This is a genomic window from Xanthomonas populi, from assembly GCF_002940065.1.
Lineage (GTDB): Bacteria > Pseudomonadota > Gammaproteobacteria > Xanthomonadales > Xanthomonadaceae > Xanthomonas > Xanthomonas populi.
The window spans coordinates 1-24635 of sequence record NZ_MDEJ01000061.1 but is presented as its reverse complement, the minus strand read 5'-3'; the positions used below and the strand labels follow the sequence as shown (position 1 = coordinate 24635).

Annotated in this window: 12 protein-coding genes and 5 pseudogenes; 11 read left to right on the top strand and 6 right to left on the bottom strand. The window is 64.3% G+C overall.

Features of this window, described 5'->3' with window-relative positions; all coding sequences use genetic code 11:
- Both XpopCFBP1817_RS11460 and XpopCFBP1817_RS11455 read right to left on the bottom strand, forming a co-directional pair.
- Positions 1-212 (bottom strand): annotated as a pseudogene (locus XpopCFBP1817_RS11460) (IS481 family transposase); the annotation flags it as partial.
- A 305-nt stretch (positions 213-517) separates the two neighbouring features.
- Positions 518-859 (bottom strand): HPF/RaiA family ribosome-associated protein, encoded by a 342-nt coding sequence (locus tag XpopCFBP1817_RS11455; RefSeq protein WP_128417222.1) that lies wholly within the window; start codon positions 857-859, stop codon positions 518-520.
- A gap of 349 nt (positions 860-1208) precedes the next feature.
- Here XpopCFBP1817_RS11455 and XpopCFBP1817_RS11450 point away from each other — a divergent pair, with 349 nt between their 5' ends.
- Positions 1209-3632 (top strand): DUF3772 domain-containing protein, encoded by a 2424-nt coding sequence (locus XpopCFBP1817_RS11450; protein ID WP_167393915.1) that lies wholly within the window; start codon positions 1209-1211, stop codon positions 3630-3632.
- 31 nt (positions 3633-3663) lie between these two features.
- Here XpopCFBP1817_RS11450 and XpopCFBP1817_RS11445 read toward each other — a convergent pair.
- Together XpopCFBP1817_RS11445 and XpopCFBP1817_RS11440 are read right to left on the bottom strand one after the other, a co-directional pair.
- A pseudogene (locus XpopCFBP1817_RS11445) lies at positions 3664-3915 on the bottom strand (phosphoglycerol transferase I); the annotation flags it as partial.
- A 237-nt stretch (positions 3916-4152) separates the two neighbouring features.
- Positions 4153-5877, bottom strand: coding sequence for an ABC1 kinase family protein (locus tag XpopCFBP1817_RS11440; RefSeq protein ID WP_128417220.1), 1725 nt, complete (start codon positions 5875-5877; stop codon positions 4153-4155).
- Between the two features lie 253 nt (positions 5878-6130).
- On the opposite strand from XpopCFBP1817_RS11440, the gene XpopCFBP1817_RS11435 reads away from it, so the two are divergent.
- Positions 6131-7072 carry a DUF808 domain-containing protein gene (locus XpopCFBP1817_RS11435; RefSeq protein WP_128417219.1) on the top strand — a complete coding sequence of 314 codons (942 nt, stop codon included), beginning with the start codon at positions 6131-6133 and terminating at the stop codon, positions 7070-7072.
- A gap of 356 nt (positions 7073-7428) precedes the next feature.
- Positions 7429-8823 (top strand): glycoside hydrolase family 10-like protein, encoded by a 1395-nt coding sequence (locus XpopCFBP1817_RS11430; RefSeq protein ID WP_128417218.1) that lies wholly within the window; start codon positions 7429-7431, stop codon positions 8821-8823.
- A gap of 55 nt (positions 8824-8878) precedes the next feature.
- Here XpopCFBP1817_RS11430 and XpopCFBP1817_RS11425 read toward each other — a convergent pair.
- Positions 8879-10508 (bottom strand): annotated as a pseudogene (locus tag XpopCFBP1817_RS11425) (GGDEF domain-containing protein).
- 668 nt (positions 10509-11176) lie between these two features.
- Here XpopCFBP1817_RS11425 and glgA point away from each other — a divergent pair.
- The 8 genes and pseudogenes from glgA to XpopCFBP1817_RS11385 all read left to right on the top strand — a co-directional run bounded on the left by glgA (position 11177) and on the right by XpopCFBP1817_RS11385 (position 24225).
- Positions 11177-12572: pseudogene (glgA, locus tag XpopCFBP1817_RS11420) on the top strand (glycogen synthase GlgA).
- Positions 12569-14800 carry a 1,4-alpha-glucan branching enzyme gene (locus tag XpopCFBP1817_RS11415; RefSeq protein WP_128417217.1) on the top strand — a complete coding sequence of 744 codons (2232 nt, stop codon included), beginning with the start codon at positions 12569-12571 and terminating at the stop codon, positions 14798-14800. The pseudogene glgA and the gene XpopCFBP1817_RS11415 overlap by 4 nt, the downstream one beginning before the upstream one ends.
- A gap of 1 nt (position 14801) precedes the next feature.
- Positions 14802-16559 (top strand): malto-oligosyltrehalose trehalohydrolase, encoded by a 1758-nt coding sequence (gene treZ, locus XpopCFBP1817_RS11410; RefSeq protein ID WP_128417216.1) that lies wholly within the window; start codon positions 14802-14804, stop codon positions 16557-16559.
- Complete coding sequence (locus XpopCFBP1817_RS11405; protein WP_167393914.1) at positions 16556-18505, top strand: 4-alpha-glucanotransferase; 1950 nt, start codon at positions 16556-16558, stop codon at positions 18503-18505. The genes treZ and XpopCFBP1817_RS11405 overlap by 4 nt, the downstream gene beginning before the upstream one ends.
- Positions 18502-21105 (top strand): malto-oligosyltrehalose synthase, encoded by a 2604-nt coding sequence (treY, locus tag XpopCFBP1817_RS11400; protein WP_128417215.1) that lies wholly within the window; start codon positions 18502-18504, stop codon positions 21103-21105. The genes XpopCFBP1817_RS11405 and treY overlap by 4 nt, the downstream gene beginning before the upstream one ends.
- A gap of 13 nt (positions 21106-21118) precedes the next feature.
- Entirely contained in the window at positions 21119-21292 is a 174-nt protein-coding gene (locus XpopCFBP1817_RS11395) for a DUF2934 domain-containing protein (RefSeq protein WP_128417214.1), read from the top strand.
- A gap of 121 nt (positions 21293-21413) precedes the next feature.
- The gene (gene glgX, locus XpopCFBP1817_RS11390) at positions 21414-23576 is read left to right on the top strand and encodes a glycogen debranching protein GlgX (protein WP_128417213.1); all 2163 of its coding nucleotides are present in this window, start codon (positions 21414-21416) and stop codon (positions 23574-23576) included.
- A gap of 16 nt (positions 23577-23592) precedes the next feature.
- Positions 23593-24225: an NAD(P)H-binding protein gene (locus XpopCFBP1817_RS11385; protein WP_128417212.1), complete on the top strand. Its 633-nt coding sequence runs from the start codon at positions 23593-23595 to the stop codon at positions 24223-24225.
- 299 nt (positions 24226-24524) lie between these two features.
- Here the strand turns inward: XpopCFBP1817_RS11385 and XpopCFBP1817_RS11380 are convergent.
- Positions 24525-24635: pseudogene (locus XpopCFBP1817_RS11380) on the bottom strand (IS5/IS1182 family transposase); the annotation flags it as partial.

The window sequence follows — 24635 nt, the reverse complement described above, 5'->3', positions numbered from 1 at the left end:
GCCGCCTCATCCTCAATGGACAACACGGTGGAACACGGCTGCCTCGGCCCGGTCGGCACATCGGCAACCGAGGTCCGCGTTTTCCACTTCGCCACCGTCTTTTGATTGATGCCGTAACGCTTGGAAAGCGCTCTCAGGCTCTCTTGACTCTGTTGTATAGCTCGACGGATCGCCTCAGTCGTAGTGGCGCTCCCATGTAGAACCTGGCCCATTGTGCTTGCTTCCATTCGAGTGAAAATAGTGCACCATCAAAGCCTGGGATCAAACACATAAATAAACTGTTTGTGCGGATTATTAGGAGCCCTCTGCGCGCACCCGATCAAAACCCTTCGGCCCGCTGCAGTGTCACTGCAGCGGGCCGAAGTCGTTTTTTGATCAGAAAATTGAAAGCAGTGCAGTTGCGGCAGCGTCTGTCTGAATTTTGACGGCGCAGATGCGCTACGCCTTAATGGGCAGGGCGCGTGAGCGCGCCTGCCAGGTGTCGATCAGACCAATTGTTGGATCAGCAAGCGTCAGATCAAAGCATCTCCGGCGGCGGTGCGGTGGCCTTGGCGTACTGCTTGCCGCGCGCATGTTCGATGGCGGTACGCAGTTTGCGCGCGGCGCCGGTGACGGCGGAAGCGGTGGTTTCGGCGCTATTGGTGGCCGCGATCGGAGGCAGACCGGCGACATGTGCCTCGATGCTGCAGGTTCGATCCGCCGCGCCGCCGCGTTGGACGTTTTCATCGCGCAAATGCACTTCGACGCGGGTGATGTCGTTGGCGAAATGCGCTAGCTGGGCGGAGCAGGTCTTCTCGACATGCTGCACGACAGAGGGGTCATGCGGCACGTGCTTGTCGGTCTGGATCTGAATCTGCATAGGGTATCTCCTTCGCGGTCATCGTCTGCGTCTGCCGTAGCGGTGATTCGATTCTGCGACAGCGCACCGTTGCCGCGAGGTGACAAGCTGCACCGCGTTCATGCGCAGGTTGGGATGGCGGGATGTCGATTTCCAGGCGGCTGCAACTCTGTCGCTGTTGTCGCTGGCCAACCGCCAATCGCGTAGTACCAGTACACTGGCGAGTTGTGCCAGACTGAACCCTCACGGCAGCAACGATCGGTTCCACCGCATGCGGTGGCTTAAGATGCCGGCACTGCGGTGGTCCGCGCCTGTCCGATGCCTGCCTGTGTCTGAATTCCGATTTGCTTTGGGTGCCCATCGCTGCGTGTTGGGGCGTGTGCTGTTGCTGGCCGCGTTGTGGATGGTGTGCGTGGGCGCCGCAGTGGCGCAGGACGACGACACGCTGCTGGAAAACGCGCAGACCCAGCTAGACAGTATGCAAAAGGTGTTGGCCCAGGCCGACGCTGGTATGGAGAAGGCCGATACCGAGCTGCTCGGCAAGCTGGCCGATGACGTCACCGGCGCGCAGCGACAGGCGCAGGATCTGGTGCGCACGCTGGAGCCGCCGCTCAAAGAACTCAATCTGCGGTTGGAGGGACTCGGCGTCGCGCAGCAAAACGAACCGGCCGACCTGGTCAAACAGCGCAAGTCGCTGACCACGGAGCGCGATCAGCTGAATGCCGAGTTCATCCGGGCCACACTGTTGGTTTCTCATGCCAAGGACTTGGCCGATCGGCTCGAACGCGAGCGGGTACAACGCTTCAGCGTGAAGCTCTCCACGCGTGTCGCCTCGCCGCTATCGCCGACGTTGTGGAACCAGATCGCACAGCAATGGCCTGATGATCTCGCCTTGTTGCGGGCGCTCTGCGACAAGACGGTGCAGATGGTGCAGGCGGGAACCGCAGCCAACGGCGTGGGCGGGCTGATCACCGGCGCTTTGGTCGCGTTGCTGCTGGCGATCCCGATGCGCATCTTCCTGCGCCATCTGGGGCGCCGTTACGCAGCCTCGCGTGCGCCCGGCGGACGCCTGCGACGCTCCGGGCTGGCGTTGTGGTTCCTGCTGGTCGGCACGCTGAGCCTGGGGATCGCGGCGTTCGTGCTGGTCGAAAGCATCCGCGCGCTCGGCGAGCTGCCGGACGATCTGGATCAACTGCTGACCGGGTTTGTCGCCGTCAGTCTGGTGGCGGCCTTCCTCGGTTCGCTCAGTGCAAGCCTGTTGATGAAGCACCAGCCGAGCTGGCGATTGTTTCCGCTGGACGATGCCACCGTCGATCGCCTGCGCGTGCACTGCCTGGCCACCGCCGCGGTGATCTGGCTCAGCGGCATGGCCACAAAGATCAGTGAAGCCGCAGGCAGCAGCCCTGCGCTGATGACCGCCACCGATGCGGTCACTGCGTTGTTGTATGCCGGGTTGATCCTGTCGGCGCTGGCCGGCCTGAGCCTGTCGTTGCGTGCGCAGGCGGCAACTGCCGGTGCGGTAGATCCCGACAGCGATGCGCCAACGCCTGTGGTTTCGCGGGGCGGTGGCTTCATCGTGCTGATCCGGCTGCTGGGCCATCTGGCGGTGATCTTCGCACTGATATCAGCCTTGTTCGGCTACCTCAATCTGGCGTTGTTCGTGGAGCGGCAGATCATCTGGATCACCCTGATTTGCAGCCTGCTCGGCTTGCTGGTGGTGTTTGCCGACGATCTGATGAGCTGGATGTTCAATCCCGACGGCCGTTTCAGCCGCGCGCTGTCGCACGCGCTCAGCATCGGCAGCGGACGCCTGGTGCAGGTGGGGGTGCTGGTGTCGGCGGCGGCGCGGGTGCTGTTGGTGCTGCTGGGCATCGCTGTCCTGCTGACGCCGTATGGCGCCAATATCAGCGTGGTCACCGACTGGGCGGACAACATCGAGCACGGCATCACTATCGGCAAGGAACTGGTGATCACCCCCGGCGACGTCTTCAGGGCGCTGTGCGTGTTTGTGCTCGGCATGGGGCTGGTGCATGTGGTGCAGCAGTGGTTGCTCGACACTTATCTGCCCAAGACCGAACTGGATGCCGGTGCGCGCAATTCGATCAGCACGGTGGCGCGCTATCTGGGCTGGTTGATCGTGGCGATCTGGGGCCTGACTGCACTCGGTCTGGATTTGAAGCGGCTTGCGCTGGTGTTGAGCGCGCTGTCGGTGGGTATCGGTTTCGGTCTGCAGGCGATCACGCAGAACTTCGTGTCGGGGCTGATCCTGCTGGCCGAGCGCCCGGTGAAAATCGGCGATTGGGTGCGCATCGGCGATCAGGAAGGCGATGTGCGCAAGATCAGCGTGCGTGCCACCGAGATCCAGGTCGGCGACCGCTCCACCTTGATCGTGCCCAATTCAGAATTGATCACCAAAAGCGTGCGCAACATGACGCTGTCCAACCCGGTGGGGCGGGTCCAGTTGCAGTTCTCGGTACCGCTGGAAACCGAGGTTGCGAAGGTGCGCGACATGCTGCTGGAACTGTTCGCCGAACATGCCAAAGTGCTGGCCGAGCCGGCGCCGGCGGTGTTCATCGATTCGCTGGCCGGCGGGCACGTCAACTTCAATTCGTTCGCCTACGTCAGCAGCCCACGCGATGCGTATGGCGTGCGTAGTGAGTTGTTCTTCGCGCTGCTGCAGCGGATGGAAACGGCGGGAATTGCGCTGCAATCGCCGCAGGAAATTCGCTTCAGCCGCGCCGGTGCTGCGGTGGCGCGCGATGTGGGCGATGGCACGCCTGCATCGGAAGACTGAGCCGGCGAGTGCACGCAGTGCGCGGGCATGGCAGCAGCAGCGTGCCGATGAGCACGGCGATGCAGCCGGAAAAATCGCCGACGCCGGCGCCGTCCATGTCTGCGCGCAGGTGGTACAGGGTTGCGGCAGTGATGCCGTCACCGCTGAGACTATCAACCAGGCCCCAGGCGCTGAGCAATAGCAGCAGCAACGACAATAGACCGGCCTGCAGCCACGCCAGACGCGGCGAAGCGACCAACAGCCAAAGCAACAGCAATAACGAAACCGACAACATCCAATGCATGCGCAGCGTCCTTGGGGGGAATGATGCGAGCGCGTAACGGACGCCTTGCTCGCCTGTCCTGGGCGCCTCCTGCAATGTGACACCCGGATGACGGACTATGCCGCGCTGAAGCTGACTGAAATATTTGTTGCGACGTGTCGTTGGGTCATACGCATCAAGGGGCGTTTCAAGGGGCGTTGCTCGATGAGCGCGTCGCAGTGCTCGCGCTCGCCATGCGGCATTTCATGCAAGTTGCAGCTATCGATGCCCGCGTTCTTCGCGCGCACGCACGCGGCGGTCGAACACCAATGCACTGAGCACGATGCCCAGGCCCAGGAAAACGCCGAGCAGGAACAGCACCATCGCAATGGCCGGATAGCCCCACAGCTTAAGCCCGGTTTCGATGTGCATCATCTGTGCCGAGGCCATGATCAGCGCAGCAGTGACAATCCCGGCTGCGACCCGGTTGGCGATCTTCTGCAGGCTTTCCATCAGATGCGATTCTTCCAGCCCGGTGACGCGCATCTGCAGGCGGTTTTCTGCGGCCAGCGAGAGAATCTCCGACATGCGGCGCGGCCCTTCGCGCACCAGATGCTGCAGTTCCATCGCCTCGCTGGCCAGGTTGGCGGCAGACAGGGATTTTTTCAGGCGCGCGCGCATCACGTGCTGCAGATGACGTTCGACGATGCGGCGGGTGTCCAGGTTAGGCGACAACGCGCGGCACACGCCTTCCAGATTCAATAGCGTCTTGCCGAGCAGGCTCAGTTCGGGCGGTGTGCGCAGGCCGTTGGAGGTGGCAATGCGCACCAGGTCCAGCACCACGCGGCCTTCGGAGGTGGTGTCGTGGGCGGCGTAGCGGGCGATCATCTGCCCGGTTTCGCGCTGGTAGCGGTCTTCGTCGTAATCTTCCAGCCGCGTGCTGAGTGCGATGGTCTCTTCGGCGACTTCTTCGCCGCGTCCATCGACGGCGGCGAACAGCAGCTTGAGCAAACGCTCGCGCAGCCGTGGCGGCACGTGCGCGACCATGCCCAGGTCGAAGATCGCCAAGCGCCCGTCCTGCAGTACGCGCAGATTGCCCGGATGCGGGTCGGCATGGATTTCGCCATGCACGAACATCTGATCCAGATAGCCCTTGACCAGCGCTGCGGCCAGTGTGTCCATCGGCTGTTCGGTGCGGCGCAGGCCGGAGATCTTGTCCACGCGCACGCCTTCGGCCAGCTGCATGGTCAGCACCTTACGGCTGCTCAAGTCCCACACCGGTTGTGGAACCCACAGCAACCGGAACGGCTTGAGGTGCTTGCCGAAGCGCACCAGCGTTTCGGCTTCGTCTTCGTAATTGAGTTCGGCGCGCAGGGTCTTGCCGAATTCGCCCAGCCAGTCGGCGAAGCGCACCCGGCGGCCGATGCCGGTCAGGCGATCGGCAGCGGTGGCAAAGCTCTTGAGTACGTCCAGGTCCGAGCGCACCTGTGCGGCCACTTCGGGCTTTTGTACCTTGATCGCCACCGGCGTGCCATCGCGCAACGCGGCGCGATGCACCTGCGCCAGCGAGGCGCAGCCCAGCGGCACCGGATCGAAAAAAGAGAACGCCTTGTTGACGGCCACGCCGAGTTCTTCTTCGATGATCTGGCGGATGCGCTCCACCGGCACCGCACTGGTGTTTTCCTGCATGCGCTCCAGCGCGGTGGCGAATTCCGGCGGCACGATGTCCGGGCGGGTGGACAGCATCTGGCCGAGTTTGACGAAGGTGGGGCCGAGCGATTCCAGGTCGGAAACGAACTGGTCGGGCGTGCCTTCGGCAGGCACTTCGTAGTCGTTGATTGCGGCCGGATCCAGATTCATGCCGGCAAACACGCCCGACCCGCGATAGCGCAGCAACAGGCGCAGGATCTGGGTGCGCCGGCTCATGCCGCCGACCACGGCGTTATCGGCCGGGATCGCGGCCTGGGCCGGCGTGCGGTAAGGGTCGTTCGGACTCAAGGCCATCTCCGGCGCTCGTGCAATCGCTGAGTGTGGCCAGCGCTGGGTAGTGAGGTGGTGAATCCGATCCGTTTGCCGTCGCGCAGATGCGAGCACTGCAGGCGCTACGCACTGCCACCTGTCAGGGGTGTGGGTGGCGGCCAGTACACAGCCGCCTGCAAATCCTGCCTATATGCCGAAAACGCCCAAGCGGCAAGCCATCACCCCATGCGGGCGCCGGATCGGCGAGAATCCACGGCCGCCCACGAAGGACACCCGCATGGCCGGTGCCAGCCTGTTCACCCTGCTCGACGACATCGCCACGCTGCTGGACGACGTTTCCATCCTGACCAAGGTCGCGGTCAAGAAGACCGCTGGCGTGCTTGGCGACGATCTGGCGCTCAACGCGCAGCAGGTGACCGGCGTCAGCGCCGACCGCGAATTGCCGGTGGTGTGGGCGGTGGCCAAGGGCTCGCTGGTCAACAAGGCGATCCTGGTGCCGGCGGCGCTGGCGATCAGCGCCTTGGAAGCCTGGCTGCACGGGCGCGGCTACAACGTGCCATTGGTGGTTCCGCTGATGATGATCGGCGGCGCCTATCTGTGCTTTGAAGGTGTGGAGAAGCTAGCGCACAAGTTCCTGCACGACGGGGAAGAAGAAGCGCAGCGGCATGCCGAACTCACCCGCGCGCTGGCCGATGAGAGCGTGGATGTGGTGGCGCTAGAAAAGGACAAGGTGAAAGGCGCGATCCGCACCGACTTCATCCTTTCGGCGGAGATTATCGTGCTGTCGTTGGGTGTGGTGACGGTCGCGCCTTTCCAACAGCAGGTCTTGACTTTGGCAAGTATTGCGCTGGCGATGACTATCGGCGTGTATGGTCTGGTAGCCGCCATCGTGAAGCTGGACGACCTTGGCCTGTATCTAAGCAAGAAGGGTGCGGCGTTGGCTGCGCTGGGTCGCGGCATTTTGGTCGCCGCGCCGTGGCTGATGAAGTTTCTGTCGGTAGCTGGCACGCTGGCAATGTTTTTAGTCGGCGGTCATATCTTGGTGAAGGACACTCCGATGCTTCATCACTTTGTGATGGATCTGGCCACGTCGGCTGGCAGCCTTGGCTGGCTGCTCGACGCGCTGGGCAACATGCTTGTCGGCTTGGTCGCCGGTGCGGCCGTGCTGGGCGCGGTGATGCTGTTCCAGAAACTGCGCGGGAACAAGGCGGCGCACTGACGTCGGGTTTGGGCATTATCGGGGCGAGAACGACGGCTTCGGCGCGATGCCTCCGTGGGTTGGTTGCAGCCGCGCGCGGATGACAGAACGCACAAAACGGTTGTCCGCGATGTGCGAACACTGCCCAGGCAGGCGCACTGGCGTCTTGTCAGCTACGCCATGGCATCAGTGCACTTGGCGACGCGACGTACATGATTCCGATCTTGCGCCCATCCCCGGGCTGTCGAGCTGCTAAGCTTGTACCCGTTTCCGCAGCGGACTTGGCTTCATGCCACAGCTGCAGGCAATGGCGCTTTGCCTGGCGCGCAGAGCGTGTAATGACATCGCGCCTTGCCTGCGCGACACAGTAAAGGCGCATGAAGAAAATGACCGAACCTCTCGATTCTCCGCGCGTCATCTGGCCTGCATTGCAACTGGCATGCGATGAGCCGCCGGTGGTGCGGCCGCCTCAGCCTCGGGCGGCGGCCAGCTCCGGGCGCTACGGCATCGGCCGGCGGGGATTTCTTGGCCTGGGGTCGGCAGCAGTGGCGGCCGGAATCGTGGGTGCTCCGGCTCGGGCGTCCACGCCCTCCAAGGGCCAGATGCGCGCGACCTGGGTGAGCAGCGTTTTCAATCTCGATTGGCCAAGTGCCGCTTCCGCACGGATCGTCGACCCCGCCGAGCGGGTCGGAGTGCAGCAGCAGGAACTGCTGGCAATTGTCGATCAGGCCGAGGCGATGCATCTGAATACCTTGGTATTTCAGATCAAGCCCTGTGCCGATGCGCTGTACCGCTCGCGCATCCTGCCATGGTCGCCGGTGTTGACCGGCGTACTGGGAAAGCACCCCGGATTCGACCCGCTGGCATTCCTGCTAAGGCATGCGCACGCGCGCGGTCTCCAGGTGCATGCCTGGCTCAATCCCTACCGTGTTTCGACCGGCCTGGATCAGGCCACGCTCGCTATGTTCAGCACTGTATCAAACGATTCGCCGCAGAGCGTGTATGTGCGTCATCCGGATTGGGTTGGTGTGGCTGCCGATCGGCTTGTGCTCGATCCGGGGATTCCGGCCGTGCGCCTCTGGATCTGCAAGGTGGTTACGGAAATTGTGGCCTGCTACAACGTGGATGGGGTGCAGTTCGATGACTACTTCTACACCGAATCGGCGCAGTCACCGCTCGACGATGCACAGACCTACGCCATGTATGGGGCCGGGTTCGCCGACAAAGGCAGTTGGCGCCGCGACAACACCTATCGATTGATGCGTCAGGTGGCCCGGACCATCCGGGCGATCAGGCCGGGTGTGGTGTTCGGAGTCAGCCCGGCCGGGGTGTGGCGCAACCGCCAGGATGATCCGCAAGGATCTGAGACGCAGGCCGGTGCTCCCGCATTCGATACCGCTTACGCCGATACCCGCCGCTGGGTACACGAAGAAATCGTCGACTACATCGTGCCTCAGATCTACTGGCCGCTCGCACGCCAGGCGGTGCGCTACGACACCATTGCGCGGTGGTGGGCCGACACCTTGCGCGGTCGTCGCGTGCAACTCTACATCGGCATGGCGTTGTACAAAGTCGGCACTGCCAATCCGCTGGAGCCGGATTGGACAGTGGACGGCGGCGTACCGGAGATCGCCCGCCAGCTAGATGTGAATGCATCACTGCAAGAGGTGGGCGGATGCATGCTGTTTCGCCAAGGATTCCTCGCTGCAGCCCAGACCCGGCAGGTGGTGGACTATCTCAAGCAGCGTTGGCAAGGCCCTTCGCGCGACTGACAAAGCGACTGCGCCGCCGCACGGGCGTGGCTTATCCCAATCGCGTCAACTGGCCCTAATCGGCGCTGATCACCCGGTTCTTGCCGGCCGACTTGGCGTCGTACATGGCGCGGTCGGCGCGGCGGATCACATCGTCCTGGGCTTCGTCGAGATGGCGCAGCGCCACGCCGCCGCTGAAGCTGACGAACACGCGCACGTCGTCGTGCAGCAGCGAGCGGTGTGCCAGTGCGCGCTGCAGGCGGATCACCGCCGCGCTGGCCTCAAAGATGGTCGAATCGGGCAGCAGCAGCACGAATTCCTCGCCGCCGAAGCGGGCGATCGCATCGGTGGTGCGCAGCACCGACTTGGCCACGTCCACGGTGTGCCGCAGCGCGGCGTCGCCACCGGCGTGGCCGTGGGTCTCGTTGAGGCGGCGGAAATCGTCCAGATCCAGCATCGCCAAGCACAGCGGCTGCCCGCCGCGCTGAGTACGTGCGGCCTCGCGCTGGAACAGCTCTTCGAAGCCGCGCCGATTGAGCGCGCCGGTGAGCTGGTCTTCGCGGACCAGGCCGGCCACGTCCTTGAGTTCCTGTTCGAGCGAAGCGATGCGTTGCTCGGAGTCTTCGACCTGGCGGCGGGCCGAGAGCAGTTCGTCGCGTGCCGCCAGCGCCTGTGCCTGCACCCCGGCGGTGTCCTGCAGCAGGTCCTGTAACAGGCGATTGAGGTCAGGAATACCACGCGCGTCGCCGATCGCCTGCGAATAGCCGGCAACGCGGTCGTGGTATTGCCCGGTGCTGGTGGCCAGGCCATCGAGCCGGTCGACGAACGACACCATCATCTCGCGCATGGCAGTCTTGGAATCGGCGATGCCCTGCTTGAGCAGGCCTTGTTTGTAAATGACCTCGCGCAAGGTGCCGCGCACCTGTTCGATCGAGTTGACGTCCAGCGGGCCGGAAATCAATTGCCGCACCACCGAGATCTGGCCTTGCAACCAGCTGCGATCGTCGAGCAGTTCGCCGACGTTCTCCAACAATAGGTCGAACAAACCGAGCAGCAGGCTCTGCTGCTCGCTGGCATCTTCGGCGCGCAGGCCGATCTGATGGCTCAGCTCGCGCAGCCGCTGTTCCAGCGTGATCAGTTCGTGCCCTGGGCGCCAATGGCGCAGCGCCGAGGCCAGCGTCTGGGCTTCTTCGGCCAGCTCCGGGCTGCGTTGCAGCAGCGTGGCAAGCGCATTGCCCAACGCATGGCGCAGTAGATCGCGCAGCTGCTCAGCCTCGGTGCGGCCCTCGGCCAGCGAATCGCCGGTATCGACGGTGCGGATGTACTTGTCGATCAATTGGCGCAGGCAACGGCCGTAGCCAGGCCAGTCGCCTGCCGCGTAGGCCGCGCTCAGGCGCACGCCCATGTCGCCGAGCTCGCCGTGCAGGCTGGCGATGCCTTCGGCATAAGGACAGTAGCAAGGCTTCCGGATGCGACGCATGCGAAAACAGGCGCATCAGTAACGCAGTGGCGGCGGCAGGATCGTGCGCGCCGGATTTGGTCTTGGCCGGTACCAATTGATGCGCCGCCAGGCCTTGCCCACCGCGCTCGCTGCTCAGCACTGACGGCAAGGCCGCAGCCGGGCGCGCGCTGTCCGCCCCGCCCCAGGGCAACAGGCGACGCAGCCCGCCACGTGGGCGGCTTGGGAGTTCAGGCTGGTCTGCCATGCGCCAGGGTCTCGAAAGTCGTCATGCTATCGCTCACTATCGGCGCGCAGGCGGCGCGCTTAAGCAGGCCGGACAAGGCTGCGCAGAACCAGCATGCTTGCATGCGCCTGGCAGTGGCACGACAGCTGCTGCAACAGTGTGCGTGAGCACGTCATGCAAGTGACGACGGGCGCCGCCGAGATATCCCGCGTTCGGTGCATTGCAGTGCCGGTGCACCAATACAGGGATGTCATCGCCCTGCAATGTGCTGCTTCTGCCTGCGTGCACGGGCAACCATGCGCAAAAGAATGTAGGTTGTCGCAGAAAAGTCAGCACGTATTCACGCATTTTTATTTGGTCGGGGTGTAGATTCATCCACGAGGACAACGTGGAGTACGCGCGTGATCCCAGCTTCCTTATTCGCAGTAGGTCGCCAGGCTGCAGTGGCAGACGATGGTTTCCGCTTTCTCGCTGTTTTCCGTCTCCACCCACTTTACGACGGACGTTTAGATGGTTGCCATGATGCCGCTGCACGCTACCAACGCACGCTTAGAGCGAAACACGATGATCCCCACTCTGAAGAAAAGAGCGGGCGACCGCGCGACGCACGCGGGCGTTTCATTCGGCACCACGAGCGCTTGCCGGTCTCGTTGGCCGACACGCGCGGCGCGTTATTCGTGGTATCGGAGATGGCAGACTTCATCAAGGCCGGCGGGCTGGGCGATGTGGCGGCGGCGTTGCCACGCGCGCTGCGCCATCGCTACGACGTGCGCGTGTTGATTCCTGGCTACCGCGCGGTGCTTGCGCGCGCCGGCAAGGTGGAGATCGTCGGCCGGGTGCTGGCGCATGCCGCGCTGCCGGCTTGCGACATCGGCCGCATCGTGCAGTCCGACGGCCTGCCGATCTACATCCTGTTGTCCAAGGAACTGTTCGAACGCGACGGCTCGCCGTATGTGAGCACCAGCGGTTCGGAGTTCGAAGACAACGCCATCCGCTTCGCCACCTTGTCGCATGCCGCCGCGCAGATTGCCGCCGGCCATGCTGGCCTTGGCTGGAAGCCGCGCCTGCTGCATCTGAACGATTGGCCGTGCTGCCTATGTGCGCTGGTCCGGCGGCACCACCCCGTGCCTGTTGACCATTCATAACCTGGCCTATCAGGGCCTGGTGCCGTATTGGATGGCTGCCGCGCTGGGCATCCCGGCCGAGCGTGTGGCCGAGCTGGAGTTCTACGGGCAGATGTCGTTCCTGCGCGGCGGCATCGTGCATGCCGACCACGTCAACACGGTCAGCATCAGCTACGCCCAGCAGATCACCGGCCCGGCCCAGGACTGCGGGCTGGATCGCCTGCTGGCGGGCCGCGCGGCCAAGGGCGCGCTCACCGGTATCGTCAACGGCATCGACGCCAGCTGGGATCCGCGTACCGACGCACATCTGGACACCCATTTCAGCGTGAACCACTGGCAGGGCCGTCAGGCCAACGCCGCGCAGGTGCGCAAGGCCTTCGGGCTGCGCGAGAGCACCGGCCCTTTGTTTGCAGTGGTGTCGCGGCTGGTGCACCAGAAGGGCCTTGACCTGATTTGCGAAGTCGCCCCGCAGATCGTTGCGGCCGGCGGCCAGATCGCGGTGATCGGCGGCGGCGAGCCGGAGATCGAGCAGCAGGTGGCCGAGCTGACCCGGCGTTATCCCGGCCAGGTCGGTGCCTTCATCGGTTTCGAAGAAGGCCTGGCGCGGCGCATGTTCGCCGGTGCAGACTTCCTGCTGATGCCGTCGCGCTTCGAGCCCTGCGGGTTGAGCCAGATGTACGCGCAGCGCTTTGGTTGCCTGCCGATCGCGCACGCCACCGGCGGCTTGATCGATACGGTGGACGATGGCGTCACCGGCTTCCTGTTTCAGCAGGCCAGCGTGGAAGCCTTGCGCCGCTGCCTGGAGCGGGCGTTCCGTAACTTCCGCCTGCCCAGCCTGCTGTCGGCGATGCGTCGCGCGGCGATGCTGCGCCCCAGCGGTTGGGATGTGGCCGGCAAGAAGTACCTCTCGCTCTACGAACGCACCGCCACAATTGCACCCGCGCTTGCGACGGTGTCATGAGCGAACGGCTGGGCGTGCAGCAACAGGAACCGGAACAGACCGCGGTGACCATGGAAGGCCATGCCGGGTTGTTGCAGCACCTGCAAGCACTTGCCGATGGACTGCCTACCGATGCATTTGCCGTGCTTGGTCCGCATGCGCAAGCCGATGGTCACCGCCTTGTGCGGGTGCTGGCGCCCGGCGCCGAGGCGATGGGGTTGGTCGATCCGCGCGGCAAGTTGTTGGCCCGCATGCAGCCCAGCGCGATCGAAGGCATGTTCGAGGGCACGCTGGCGGTTGAAGGCCCGTACCGGCTGCGCATTGTCTGGCCGGATGTGGTGCAGGAAATCGAAGACCCGTACGCGTTTGCCGCCACGCTGGATGAGTCCGTGCTGTTGCAGATCGCCGCTGGCGACGGGCAGGCGCTGCGTAGCGCCTTGGGCGCGCAGCATCTGCATTGCGATGCGGTGCCAGGTGTGCGCTTCGCCGTGTGGGCGCCGCACGCGCAACGCGTGGCAGTGGTCGGCGATTTCAATGGTTGGGACCTGCGGCGGCATCCGATGCGCCGGCGGATCGGTGGCTTTTGGGAGCTGTTCCTACCGCGTGTGGAAGCTGGCACGCGCTACAAGTACGCCATCACTGCCGCCGATGGCCGCGTGCTGTTCAAGGCCGACCCGGTGGCGCGCCAAAGCGAACTGCCGCCCGCCACGGCGTCGGTGGTGCCGGGTGCGTCGGCGTTTGCGTGGACCGATGCCGGCTGGATTGCAGCGCGCGATGTGAGCGCGCTGCCGGCGCCGTTGTCGATCTATGAAGTGCACGCCGCCTCCTGGCGCCGCGATGGGCATGACCAGCCGCTGGACTGGCCGAGCCTGGCCGCACAACTGATTCCGTACGTGCAGCAGCTGGGCTTCACCCATATCGAGCTGCTGCCGATCACAGAGCATCCGTTCGGTGGCTCGTGGGGCTATCAACCGCTGGGCCTGTATGCGCCAACCGCGCGCCATGGCAGCCCGGACGGGTTTGCCCAGTTCGTCGATGCCTGCCATCGTGCCGGGATCGGTGTGATCCTGGATTGGGTCAGCGCGCACTTTCCGGATGACGCGCATGGCTTGGCGCAGTTCGATGGCGCCGCCTTGTACGAACATGCCGACCCGCGTGAAGGCGTGCATCGCGACTGGAACACGCTGATCTACACCTACGGGCGGCCCGAAGTGACCGCCTACCTGCTGGGCAGCGCGCTGGAGTGGATCGACCACTATCACCTCGATGGCCTGCGCGTGGATGCAGTGGCCTCGATGCTGTATCGCGACTATGGGCGCGCCGACGGCGAATGGGTGCCCAATACGCATGGCGGGCGCGAGAATCTGGAAGCCGTCGCCTTCCTGCGCCAGCTCAACAGCGAGATCGCCGCGCGATTCCCAGGTGTGCTGACGATTGCCGAAGAGTCCACCGCGTGGCCTGGCGTAACTGCGCCGATCAGCGCCGGTGGCCTGGGCTTTACGCACAAATGGAACATGGGCTGGATGCACGACACGCTGAGCTACATGCAGCGCGATCCGGCCGAGCGGGCGCAGCACTACAGCCAGCTCACCTTCGGTCTGGTCTACGCGTTCTCCGAACGCTTCGTGCTGCCGATCTCGCATGACGAAGTGGTGCATAGCAGCGGTGGTCTGCTCGGTCAGATGCCAGGCGACGACTGGCGACGCTTCGCCAACCTGCGCGCCTATCTGGCACTGATGTGGGCGCATCCGGGCGACAAATTGCTGTTCATGGGTGCCGAATTCGGCCAGTGGAAGGATTGGAATCACGACCAATCGCTGGACTGGCATCTGCTCGATGGCGCGCCGCATCGCGGCGTGCAGCAACTCGTGGGCGATCTCAACGCCACATTGCGTCGCGTTCCGGCCTTGTACCGCGGCACGCATCGCGCCGACGGCTTCGACTGGAGCGTGGCAGACGATGCGCGCAACAGCGTGCTGGCCTTCATCCGCCACGATCCCGAGGGCGGCGCTCCACTTCTGGCGGTGAGCAACCTCACCCCGCAACCGCATCACGACTATCGCGTGGGCGTGCCACGTGCCGGCAGCTGGCGCGAAATTCTTAACACCGACAGTGCCCGTTACGGCGGCAGCAATCTCGGCAACAGCGGGCGCCTTGCGACCGAGCCGATGGGCATGCACGGGCACGCACAACGCCTGCGCCTGACCTTGCTGCCGCTGGCCACGATCTATCTGCAAGCGGAGAAATAACATGAACGAGCGCAACGACACCACGCCGGCATGGGGCGCATGGCCGGCGGATGAAGGACAGGTGCGCTTTGCGCTCTGGGCACCGGATGCCAAGGGCGTGGATGTGGTGTTCGACGACGGCGCGCGTCGCGCGCTGCAAGCCGGGCAGGATGGCTTCTTCACTGCGCTGATCGACTGCGCGTCAGATGCGCGCTATCGCTACAGCATCGATGGCGGTGATCCGGTGCCGGATCCGGCCTCGCGCTGGCAGCCCGAGGGCGTGCATGGCCCCAGCGCCGTGCAGCGCAGCGATGGCTACGCCTGGCAGAACACCCAATGGCAGGGACGGCGGTGGGACGAGGCGGTGATCTACGAACTGCATGTAGGCACCTGCGGCGGCTACGCCGGTGTGCAGGCGCAATTGCCGCACCTGGCGGCGATGGGCATCACCGTGATCGAGCTGATGCCGTTGAGCGCGTTTCCGGGTGCGCACAACTGGGGCTACGACGGCGTGCTGCCGTACGCACCGGTGGAAGCCTATGGCACGCCCGAAGAATTGAAGGCGTTGATCGACGCCGCGCATGGGCATGGCCTGATGGTGTTGCTGGATGTGGTCTACAACCACTTCGGCCCGGACGGCAATTATCTGCATAGCTATGCCAGCCCATTCTTCAACGAAGACAAGCCCACCCCGTGGGGTGCGGCGATCGATTTCCGCAAACCGCAGGTGCAGCGTTACTTCCTCGACAACGCGCTGATGTGGTTGCACGAATACGGTTTCGATGGCCTGCGTCTGGATGCGGTGCATGCGATCAGCCCGAACGCCTTCCTGGATACCTTGCGCGAGACCGTGCAGGCCAGTCTGCCGGCCGGCCGGCATGTGCATCTGGTGCTTGAGAACGAATTCAACCAGGCCTCACAGCTGCAACGCGGTTACACCGCACAGTGGGACGACGACTTCCACAACGCCTTGCATGTGCTGCTGACCGGCGAGGAAGAAGGCTATTACGCCGCGTTCGCCGATCAACCCACCCATCATCTGGCGCGCGTGCTCGGCGAAGGCTTCGCGTATCAAGGCCAGCCGGATCCGCGTGGACATGTGCGCGGCGAGCCGAGTGGTGCATTGCCGCCACACAAGTTTGTGATCTTTGCGCAGAACCACGACCAGATCGGCAACCGTGCACGTGGCGAGCGTTTGAGCGTGCTGGTATCGCAGCAACGCTTGCGCGCCGCGCTGGCACTGACGGCGCTGACGCCGATGATTCCGCTGTTTTTCATGGGCGAACCGTGGGGCGCCACGCAGCCGTTCCTGTTCTTCACCGACTTCGGCCCGCCGTTGGACGATGCGGTGCGCGAAGGCCGTCGTCGCGAATTTGCGCACTTCGCCGCGTTCGCCGACGAAGCGCAGCGCGCCACCATTCCCGATCCGAACAGCCACGAAACCTTCGCGGCCTCGCGTTCGCCGATCGAAGACGCTGCGCACGGTGAAGGTGCGCAGTGGACAGCGTGGTTCAGGGCGCTGTTGGGCGTGCGTCGCCAGTGGTTGGTGCCTGGTCTTGCGCAAGCGCGCGCCGTGGGTGCCAACGTGCTGGCCGAAGGCGCAGTGACCGCCAGTTGGGAGTTGCCGAGTGGGGTGTGGCATATCGCTTTCAATGTGGGCAGCGCGGCGGTGCCGATGCCGCCACTTCGCGGACATGTGGCGCATACCGAAAATGTTGCTGCCGATGCGCAGGAATTGCCGGTCGATGGCTTCATCGCCTGGCACGAGGCGCGCGCATGAGTAAGCGCGATCTGAGCAGGGCGGATCTGCACACGCTGGCCGCAGCGGCCGGGGTGATGGTGGATTGGGTGGATGCCAGCGACCAGCCGCGGCAGGTGTCCGAGCAGTCGCTGCATGCGGTGCTCACTGCGCTGGAGTTGCCTGCCGCCACCGCCGCGCAATGCGAAGACAGCCTGCGCCGCTGCAAGGCGCAAGCCACCGAGCCGGCACCGCTGCTGACCGTGCAAGTGAGTGGGTTGTTGCCGGTGTCTGTTGCCGCCAATGCCAGCGGCCGTTGGGTGCACGACAGCGGCGCCAGCTTAGAAGCGCGTGTGGATGCGCAAGGAAATGTGCGCGCACCACAACGGTTCGGTTATTGGACGCTGCAGATCGGCACGCTGACGCAGCAAGTCGCAGTCGCACCGCAACGCTGCTTCAGCGTGGCCGATGCGTGCGTAGAGCCTGCACCGCGTGCCTGGGGCATGGCGCTGCAGGTGTATTCGGCGCGCAGCATCGACGATGCCGGCATCGGCGACGCATCGGGCACGGTGGAATGGGTGCGGCATTCCGCACTGTCCGGTGCCGATGCATTGGCACTGAGTCCGGTACATGCCTCGCGCCCGGTTACCAGCGGCTACAGCCCGTATTCGCCCAGCGACCGGCGCTTTCTGGATCCTTTGCATGCCGCACCGGTGCGCGTGCTGGGTGAGCTCGCATTGGATGCGATCAACGAAGTGCCTGGGCTGCGCGAGCGCTTGGATACGTTGCACAACACAGCTTTGATCGATTGGCCGGCGTCCGCGCAGGCCAAGTGGCAATTGCTGCGTCATCTGTACACACGTGTCGCACCGGATCACGCCGATCTGGTCGCGTTTCGCACCCAGGGCGGCGATGCGCTGGAGGGCTTTGCGCGCTTTGCTGCGCAGGATTTCGGCGACAGCCATCCGCAGTTGCATGTGTTCACGCAGTGGCTGGCGGCGCGCAGTTGGTCCGATGCACAACGCGAGGCGCACGAGCGCGGCATGAAGATTGGCTTGATCGCGGATCTGGCCGTGGGCTTCGACCCGAATGGTGCCGAGGCTGCGGCTGCCGCAGACACCGTGTTGCGTGGCCTGGTGCTGGGCGCACCGCCGGATGCCTTCAATGCCGATGGTCAGCATTGGGGCATCGGTGCGTATTCGCCCACCGCGTTGCGGCGAAGCGGCTATGCGCCGTATATCGCACTGCTGCGCGCGGTGCTGCGCGATCGCGGCGGCATTCGCATCGACCATATTCTGGGATTGCTACGGCTATGGGTGGTGCCGGAAGGTGCCAGCTCCAACGAAGGCGCATATCTTGCCTATCCGCTGCACGATCTGCTCAATCTGCTTGCGCTGGAATCGTGGCGGCATCGGGCGATCGTGATCGGCGAAGACCTGGGCGTGGTGCCGCCCGGCATCCGTGAAGAATTATCGCGGCGCGGGGTGATGGGGATCGATGTGTTGATGTTCACCCGCGACGAAAACGGTGCCTTCGTGTCACCGGCGTTGTGGCGGCCGGATGCGGTGGCCACCACCACCACGCACGATCTGCCCACCTTGACCGGCTGGCGCGAAAGCCGCGATATCGACTGGCGACGCAAGCTGGAACTGATCAAGCCCGCGCAAGCGAGCGACGATGCCAAGGCACGCAGCAAGGATCTTGCACGTCTGGATGCGGCGGTCGAACACGCCGGGCTGACCAGCGCCGATGATCCGCTGCTGGGCGCGCTGTGCTTCACCGCCACCAGCGTGTCGCCACTGGCCCTGCTGCCGGCCGAAGACGCGCTGGCGCTGGAAGAACAACCCAATCTGCCAGGCACCGTCGAGGTTCATCCCAATTGGCGCCGACGCCTGCCCGATCCCTTGCCGCATGCGCGCCTGATTACTGCGCTGCAGGGCTTTGCCGAGGCGCGTCGCGTCGCGGCCGTTTCGGAACCGCATCTATGATCGCCCTTCGCGCCACCGCCCGCCTGCAACTGCATGTCGGCTTCACCCTGCACGATGCGCTCGCGCAGGTGCCGTATTACGCCGGCCTCGGCATCAGCCATCTGTACCTGTCGCCGATCGGCACTGCGGTGCCGGGCTCCACGCATGGTTACGACAACATCGACCCGACCGTGGTCAATCCCGAACTCGGCGGCGAAGACGCGCTGGTCGCGTTGTCGCAGGCTGCGCGCGAACACGGTATGGGCTTGATCGCCGATATCGTGCCCAACCATATGGCCGCGCATGCACACAACGCATGGTGGTGGGATGTGCTGCGCAACGGCCGCAGCGCCAAGCATGCCGACTGGTTCGATATCGATTGGCGTGCCCCTGGGCGCGACGGCAAGTTGTGGCTGGCGGTGCTGGATCGCCCGTATGCCACCGCACTGGCCGAAGGCCTGATCACGCTGGTGGTCGAAGACGATGGCAGCGCGGCGTTGGCGCATTACGACCAGCGTTACCCGATCCGTGCGCAGACGCTGGAAGTGCCGGAAACATCCGCACGTGCGCAGTGGTTGCGCCACTACAACGACGGCGCCAAACGCGGCGATGGCCGCCTGCACAAGCTGATCGAACGGCAGCCGTATCGCTTGAACTGGTGGCGCGTGGGCAACGACATGCTCAACTATCGCCGCTTCTTCGATATCACTTCGCTGGTGGCGTTGCGGGTGGAACTGCCAGTGGTGTTCGATGCGGTGCATGCGTTGCCGCTGCGTTTGGTGGCCGAGGGCCATCTGGATGGGTTGCGCATCGACCATGTGGACGGGCTCACCGACCCCACCGGCTACGTGCGCAAGCTGCGCAGCCGGCTGGATGCGGCCGGCCGCCAGCGCGGGCTCAAGCCCGGCACGCTGGGTCTATATCTGGAAAAGATCCTCGCGCCCGGCGAAGCCTTGCCGGCCGACTGGCCCTGCGATGGCACCACCGGTTACGACTTCATGGACCAGGTCGGCGGTGTGCTGCACGCTGCGGCCGGCTTCAAGCCATTGGCGCGTGCCTGGCAGAAGGTGAGCGGACGTAGTGGCGATTTCGCCCAGGAAGAACGCGCCGCACGCGACGAGATCCTGCGTGGCCCGCTGCAGACCGAATTCAATCGCGCTGTCGGCGCACTTTCGGCATTGGCGCGGCTGGATCCGCCGACGCGCGAGTTCAGCCCGCAGATGCTGGCGCGCGGCCTGTGCGTGTTGCTGCGCTGGTTTCCGGTGTACCGCACCTACGCCGGTGCCAAGGGCGTGACCGGCAGCGAAGCCGAGCGTCTGCGCGCCACCGCCGCGCGTGCCCGCGAGGGCATGCCGGAGTCGATTGTTGCGGCAGTCAATGCGGTCGAGCGTTGGTTGCTCGACGATGCCGGCGCCGACCGCGCGCAGATCGCCCTGCGCCGCATCCTGCGTCGTCGCGTGGAGCAGTTGTCCGCACCGCTCAATGCCAAGTCGGTGGAAGACACCGCGTTCTATCGGCACGGCGTGCTGCTGTCGCGCAACGAAGTCGGTAGCCATCCAACCCACTTCGTCAACGAAGCCGCCGAGTTCCATGCGCAGAATCAAGAGCGCGCCAAACAGTTCCCACGCGCGCTGCTGGCCACCGCCACGCACGACCACAAGCGCGGCGAAGACCTGCGTATGCGGCTGGCGGTGCTGTCCGAGAAACCGCGCTGGTGGATCGCGCAAAGCACCCAGTTCGATGCGTTGACCGAGGCACTGGAATCGCCCGCAGTGGCCGGCGGCGACCGGCAGATGCTCTGGCAGACACTGGTGGCCGCTTGGCCGATCGGCCTGGGCGCCGACCAGACCGAGCTGCTGGCAGAGTATGCCGAGCGCATTACGCAATGGCTGCTCAAGGCGGTGCGCGAAGCCAAGCTGCACACCAGCTGGACCGACGGCTCGCCCGCTTACGAACAGGCCGTGCAAGCCACCGTGGAGCAGGTGCTGTGCAGCCGCGCCGGGCTGCCGCTGCGGCGTGCGCTGCTGCGCGCCAGCAACCACATCGCCGCGGCCGGCGCGCGCAATGCGCTGGTGCAAACTACGTTGCGCCTGACCGTGCCGGGCGTGCCCGATCTTTACCAGGGCACTGAAGGCTGGGATCTGTCGTTGGTGGATCCGGACAACCGCCGCCCGGTCGATTACGCGCAGCGTCAACAATGGCTGGAGCAGGCGCGCGACTGGAACACGCTGCTGCGCAGCTGGCGCGATGGCGCAGTCAAGGCGCGTCTCACCGCCATCCTGTTGCAGCTGCGTGCCGAACAGCCGGCGTTGTTTGCGCAGGGCGACTATCAGCCGCTCAACGTGGCGGCCGGTGGCGATGCGCAGGTGTTGGCATTCCGTCGTCAGCATCGCGGCCAGTCGCTGGTGGTGGCAGTCACGCGACTAGGTGCTGGTGAGGAGACCGAAGGCGATCTGCCGCTGCTGGTGCCGCCGGCGCGCTGGGGTCAGGCGGGGTTGGCATTGCCGCAGGGTACATACCGTAATGTGCTCGATGGCAGCACCTTGCAACCGCAGCAAGGGCGCGTGGCGCTATCGGCGCTGTTTGCACGCGCGCCGGTGGCAGTGTTGACGACCCCCTAAGAGAACGTACGCAATGAACGACACGGAACGGCAGGCGCGACTTCGCCGGTTGGCACAACAGATCTGGGAGGCCGAAGGTCGCCCGGACGGGCATGCTGCCCGTCATTGGGCCATGGCCGAGCGCCTGGTGGACGCCGAAGAACGCGCCGCCGAACAGGCCAACCCGCCAATCACTGCACGTCAATAACGGTGCCTCTGTCACCTTGCATGGTTCACCCTGCCGGCTACGTCATGCAGGGCTGAACATGCGCCCGCATGCACCCGCATTCGCTCAGTTGTTTTGAATTCACCGTTTTCAGGAGTTACCGATGGCCACCCGTAAGTTCACTCAACGCTCGCGCATCCGCGTAGGCCGTCCCAATCCGCTTGGCGCCACCTGGGATGGATTAGGCGTCAACTTCGCGTTGTACTCGCGCAACGCCACCCGCGTGGAACTGTGTCTGTTCGACGAGCGTGGCCGCGAGCAGGAGCGTCTGGCGCTGCCCGAATACACCGATGAGGTCTGGCACGGTTATCTGCCCGACGCACGCCCCGGCCAGCTGTACGGTTATCGCGTGCACGGGCCATACGCGCCGGAGGCCGGTCATCGCTTCAACCACAACAAACTGCTGCTGGACCCGTACGCCAAGCAGATCGTCGGCGAGCTCAAGTGGGCGCCGCATCTGTTCGGTTACACCATCGGCCATCGCGACAAGGATCTGAGCTTCGATCGACGCGACAGTGCCGCGTTCATGCCCAAATCCGCAGTGATCGACCCGGCGTTCACGTGGGGCCAGGACCGCCCGCCGCAGACGCCGTGGAACCGCACGGTGATTTACGAAGCGCACCTGCGCGGGCTGAGCATGTTGCACCCGGCGGTGCCGCCGGAAGATCGCGGCACATTCTCGGCCTTGAAGACCGGCGAGCTGATCGATCACATCAGCTCACTTGGCGTCACCGCGGTGGAATTGTTGCCGGTGCACGCTTTTGTCGACGATCAATATCTGCTGGAAAAAGGTCTGCGCAATTACTGGGGCTACAACACCCTGGGCTTCTTCGCACCGCAGGCGCGTTACATGTCCACGCGCACCGTGGCCGAGTTCAAGCAGATGGTCGCGCGCCTGCATCACGCCGGGCTGGAAGTGCTGCTGGACGTGGTCTACAATCACACCGCCGAAGGCAACGAACTCGGTCCCACGCTGTCGTTCAAGGGTATCGACAACGCCAGCTACTACCGTCTGGCCGACGATCGCCGCTTCTACATCAACGACACCGGCACCGGCAACACCTTTGATCTCACTAACGTTGGCGCGCTGCGCATGGTGATGGATTCGCTGCGTTACTGGGTGCAGGAAATGCACGTCGACGGCTTCCGCTTCGATCTGGCCAGCATCCTTGGCCGCGAGCGCTATGGCTTCGACCCGTCGGGCAGCTTTCTCGATGCAGCACGCCAGGATCCGGTGTTGAGCCAGACCAAGTTGATCGCCGAGCCGTGGGATATTGGCCCGGGCGGTTACCAGGTTGGCAATTTCCCGCCGGGCTGGGTGGAATGGAACGACAAGTTCCGCGACAACGTGCGCGCGTTCTGGCGCGGCGACGGTGGCCAGCTGGCCGAGTTGGCAACGCGTCTGACCGGCTCGGCCGATCTGTTCAATCACAGCGGCCGCCGCCCCACCGCATCGGTCAATTTCGTCACCGCGCACGATGGTTTCACCTTGCGCGATCTGGTCAGTTACGAAGGCAAGCACAACTTTGCCAACGGCGAAGAGGGCAGGGACGGTAGCGACCACAATATTTCGGCCAATTACGGTGTCGAAGGCGACACCAACGACCCGACCATTACGCAGCTGCGCCGTCAGCAGATGCGCAATCTGCTCGCCACGTTGTTTCTGTCGCAAGGCACACCGATGCTGCTGGCCGGCGATGAGTTCGGCCACAGCCAGAACGGCAACAACAACGCGTATTGCCAGGACAACGAACTGACCTGGATCGACTGGACGGCCGCCACCAAGGCCCCCGCCGCCGATCAAGCCGCGTTCGTGCGGCGGCTGATCCGCATCCGTCAGCGTTATCCGCTGCTGCATCGCGCACGTTTCTTCGATGGCAAGTTCGATGAGGCACTCGGTCTGCGCGATCTCACCTGGCTGGCGCCCAATGGCCACCAGATGGACGAAGCCGGTTGGCACGACCCGGAAGCGCGCGCGCTGATGCTGCGCCTGGACGGTCGCTCGCCGACCACCGGCCTGCGCGAAATCGCCGCCAACGTCACCTTGTTGATGCTGATCAATGCTGCCTCCACCAGCGTATCGTTCACGCTGCCGGCGATGCACGACGAACATTGGCGCGTGCTGGTCGACACCGCACGTCATGGTGGCCGCGTGGTGGCGGGTGGCAGCGAATGGAAGGCGCCTGCGCATTCGTTGACCTTGTTGGCCGTGGAGCGCGACCGCATCGCCAGCAGTGCGCGCATCGTCTCCGAGGGCGCACGTTGATGGCAGGAGCGCACGGATGGATGTGTTGTTGGCAGGGGCGACCGGTCTGGTCGGCAAACATGTCTTGCAACAACTACTGGCCGATGCGCGCTGCACCGGCGTGGTCGCGCTGACACGTCGGTCACTGCCGCAGATCCATCCCAAGCTGTGCAACCAGGTGATCGACTTCGATCGCCTGGACAGTTGGACGGTACCGCGCATGGAAACGGCCATTTGCGCCCTGGGCAGCACCATGAAACAGGCCGGCTCGCGCGAAGCGTTTTACCGCATCGATCACGATTACCCGATGGCACTGGCACGCGCGGCCTGCGCGCAAGGCACCTCGGTCTTCGTGCTGAATTCTGCGGCCGGTGCCAATGCGCACTCGCGCATTTTCTACAACCGCGTCAAAGGAGAACTGGAACGCGACCTGCGTGCAGTCGGCTTCCCCTCGCTCACCTTCGTACGCCCCGGTTTGATCGGTGGCGAACGCGAAGAGCGCCGCAGCGGCGAACATATCGCAGGAATCGTGCTGGGCGAACTGGGCCCGATCCTGCCACCGCGCTATCGCATCAACCCGGCCGAGCGGATTGCTGCGGCGATGGTGAGTGCTGCGCTGGCGCCCGTGCGTGGCGAGCATAGTGTTGAGGCGGCGGAGTTGGTGGGTTAGCGCTAGGCGTCTGCCTAGGTCAGGATAACGCCAAGAGGACAATGGTCTCGCCAGACTCGTAGTCGTAGCAAATCCCAACGAGTCCGTTTGAAATCGGGGTGCTTTGCTGAGATGCAGCGGAGCCCTGGTTCCTGATAACCTTGCTTTGTCCGCGACAGGTTCGCCAAAGGGAAACGGGCTATGCATTTGTTGATGAAAGGGACTTTGGTTTTGTTGGTTGGCGCATTGTGCAGTTGCACCGCGCCTGCCGGCAGCGCTGGAAAAGAGCCGCAAGCGCCAACAGCGCCTTTAGAGCCTGTTCAAAGTCTTCTAAGCAGCAACGCCAGGAATGCCAGGTGGATCATCTGCAAGCTGGTGTTGAGCTGACGCTCGCAGTTTTTCCATAGCCTTCGGTTCTTCTCTAACCATGC

What these genes read in the sequence shown, in the direction of transcription:
- XpopCFBP1817_RS11455 (WP_128417222.1), bottom strand. Translation starts at nt 859, where the DNA reads ATGCAGATTCAGATCCAGACCGACAAGCACGTGCCGCATGACCCCTCT.
- XpopCFBP1817_RS11440 (WP_128417220.1), bottom strand. Translation starts at nt 5,877, where the DNA reads ATGGCCTTGAGTCCGAACGACCCTTACCGCACGCCGGCCCAGGCCGCG.
- XpopCFBP1817_RS11435 (WP_128417219.1), top strand. Translation starts at nt 6,131, where the DNA reads ATGGCCGGTGCCAGCCTGTTCACCCTGCTCGACGACATCGCCACGCTG.
- XpopCFBP1817_RS11430 (WP_128417218.1), top strand. Translation starts at nt 7,429, where the DNA reads ATGAAGAAAATGACCGAACCTCTCGATTCTCCGCGCGTCATCTGGCCT.
- XpopCFBP1817_RS11415 (WP_128417217.1), top strand. Translation starts at nt 12,569, where the DNA reads ATGAGCGAACGGCTGGGCGTGCAGCAACAGGAACCGGAACAGACCGCG.
- treZ (WP_128417216.1), top strand. Translation starts at nt 14,802, where the DNA reads ATGAACGAGCGCAACGACACCACGCCGGCATGGGGCGCATGGCCGGCG.
- XpopCFBP1817_RS11405 (WP_167393914.1), top strand. Translation starts at nt 16,556, where the DNA reads ATGAGTAAGCGCGATCTGAGCAGGGCGGATCTGCACACGCTGGCCGCA.
- treY (WP_128417215.1), top strand. Translation starts at nt 18,502, where the DNA reads ATGATCGCCCTTCGCGCCACCGCCCGCCTGCAACTGCATGTCGGCTTC.
- XpopCFBP1817_RS11395 (WP_128417214.1), top strand. Translation starts at nt 21,119, where the DNA reads ATGAACGACACGGAACGGCAGGCGCGACTTCGCCGGTTGGCACAACAG.
- glgX (WP_128417213.1), top strand. Translation starts at nt 21,414, where the DNA reads ATGGCCACCCGTAAGTTCACTCAACGCTCGCGCATCCGCGTAGGCCGT.
- XpopCFBP1817_RS11385 (WP_128417212.1), top strand. Translation starts at nt 23,593, where the DNA reads ATGGATGTGTTGTTGGCAGGGGCGACCGGTCTGGTCGGCAAACATGTC.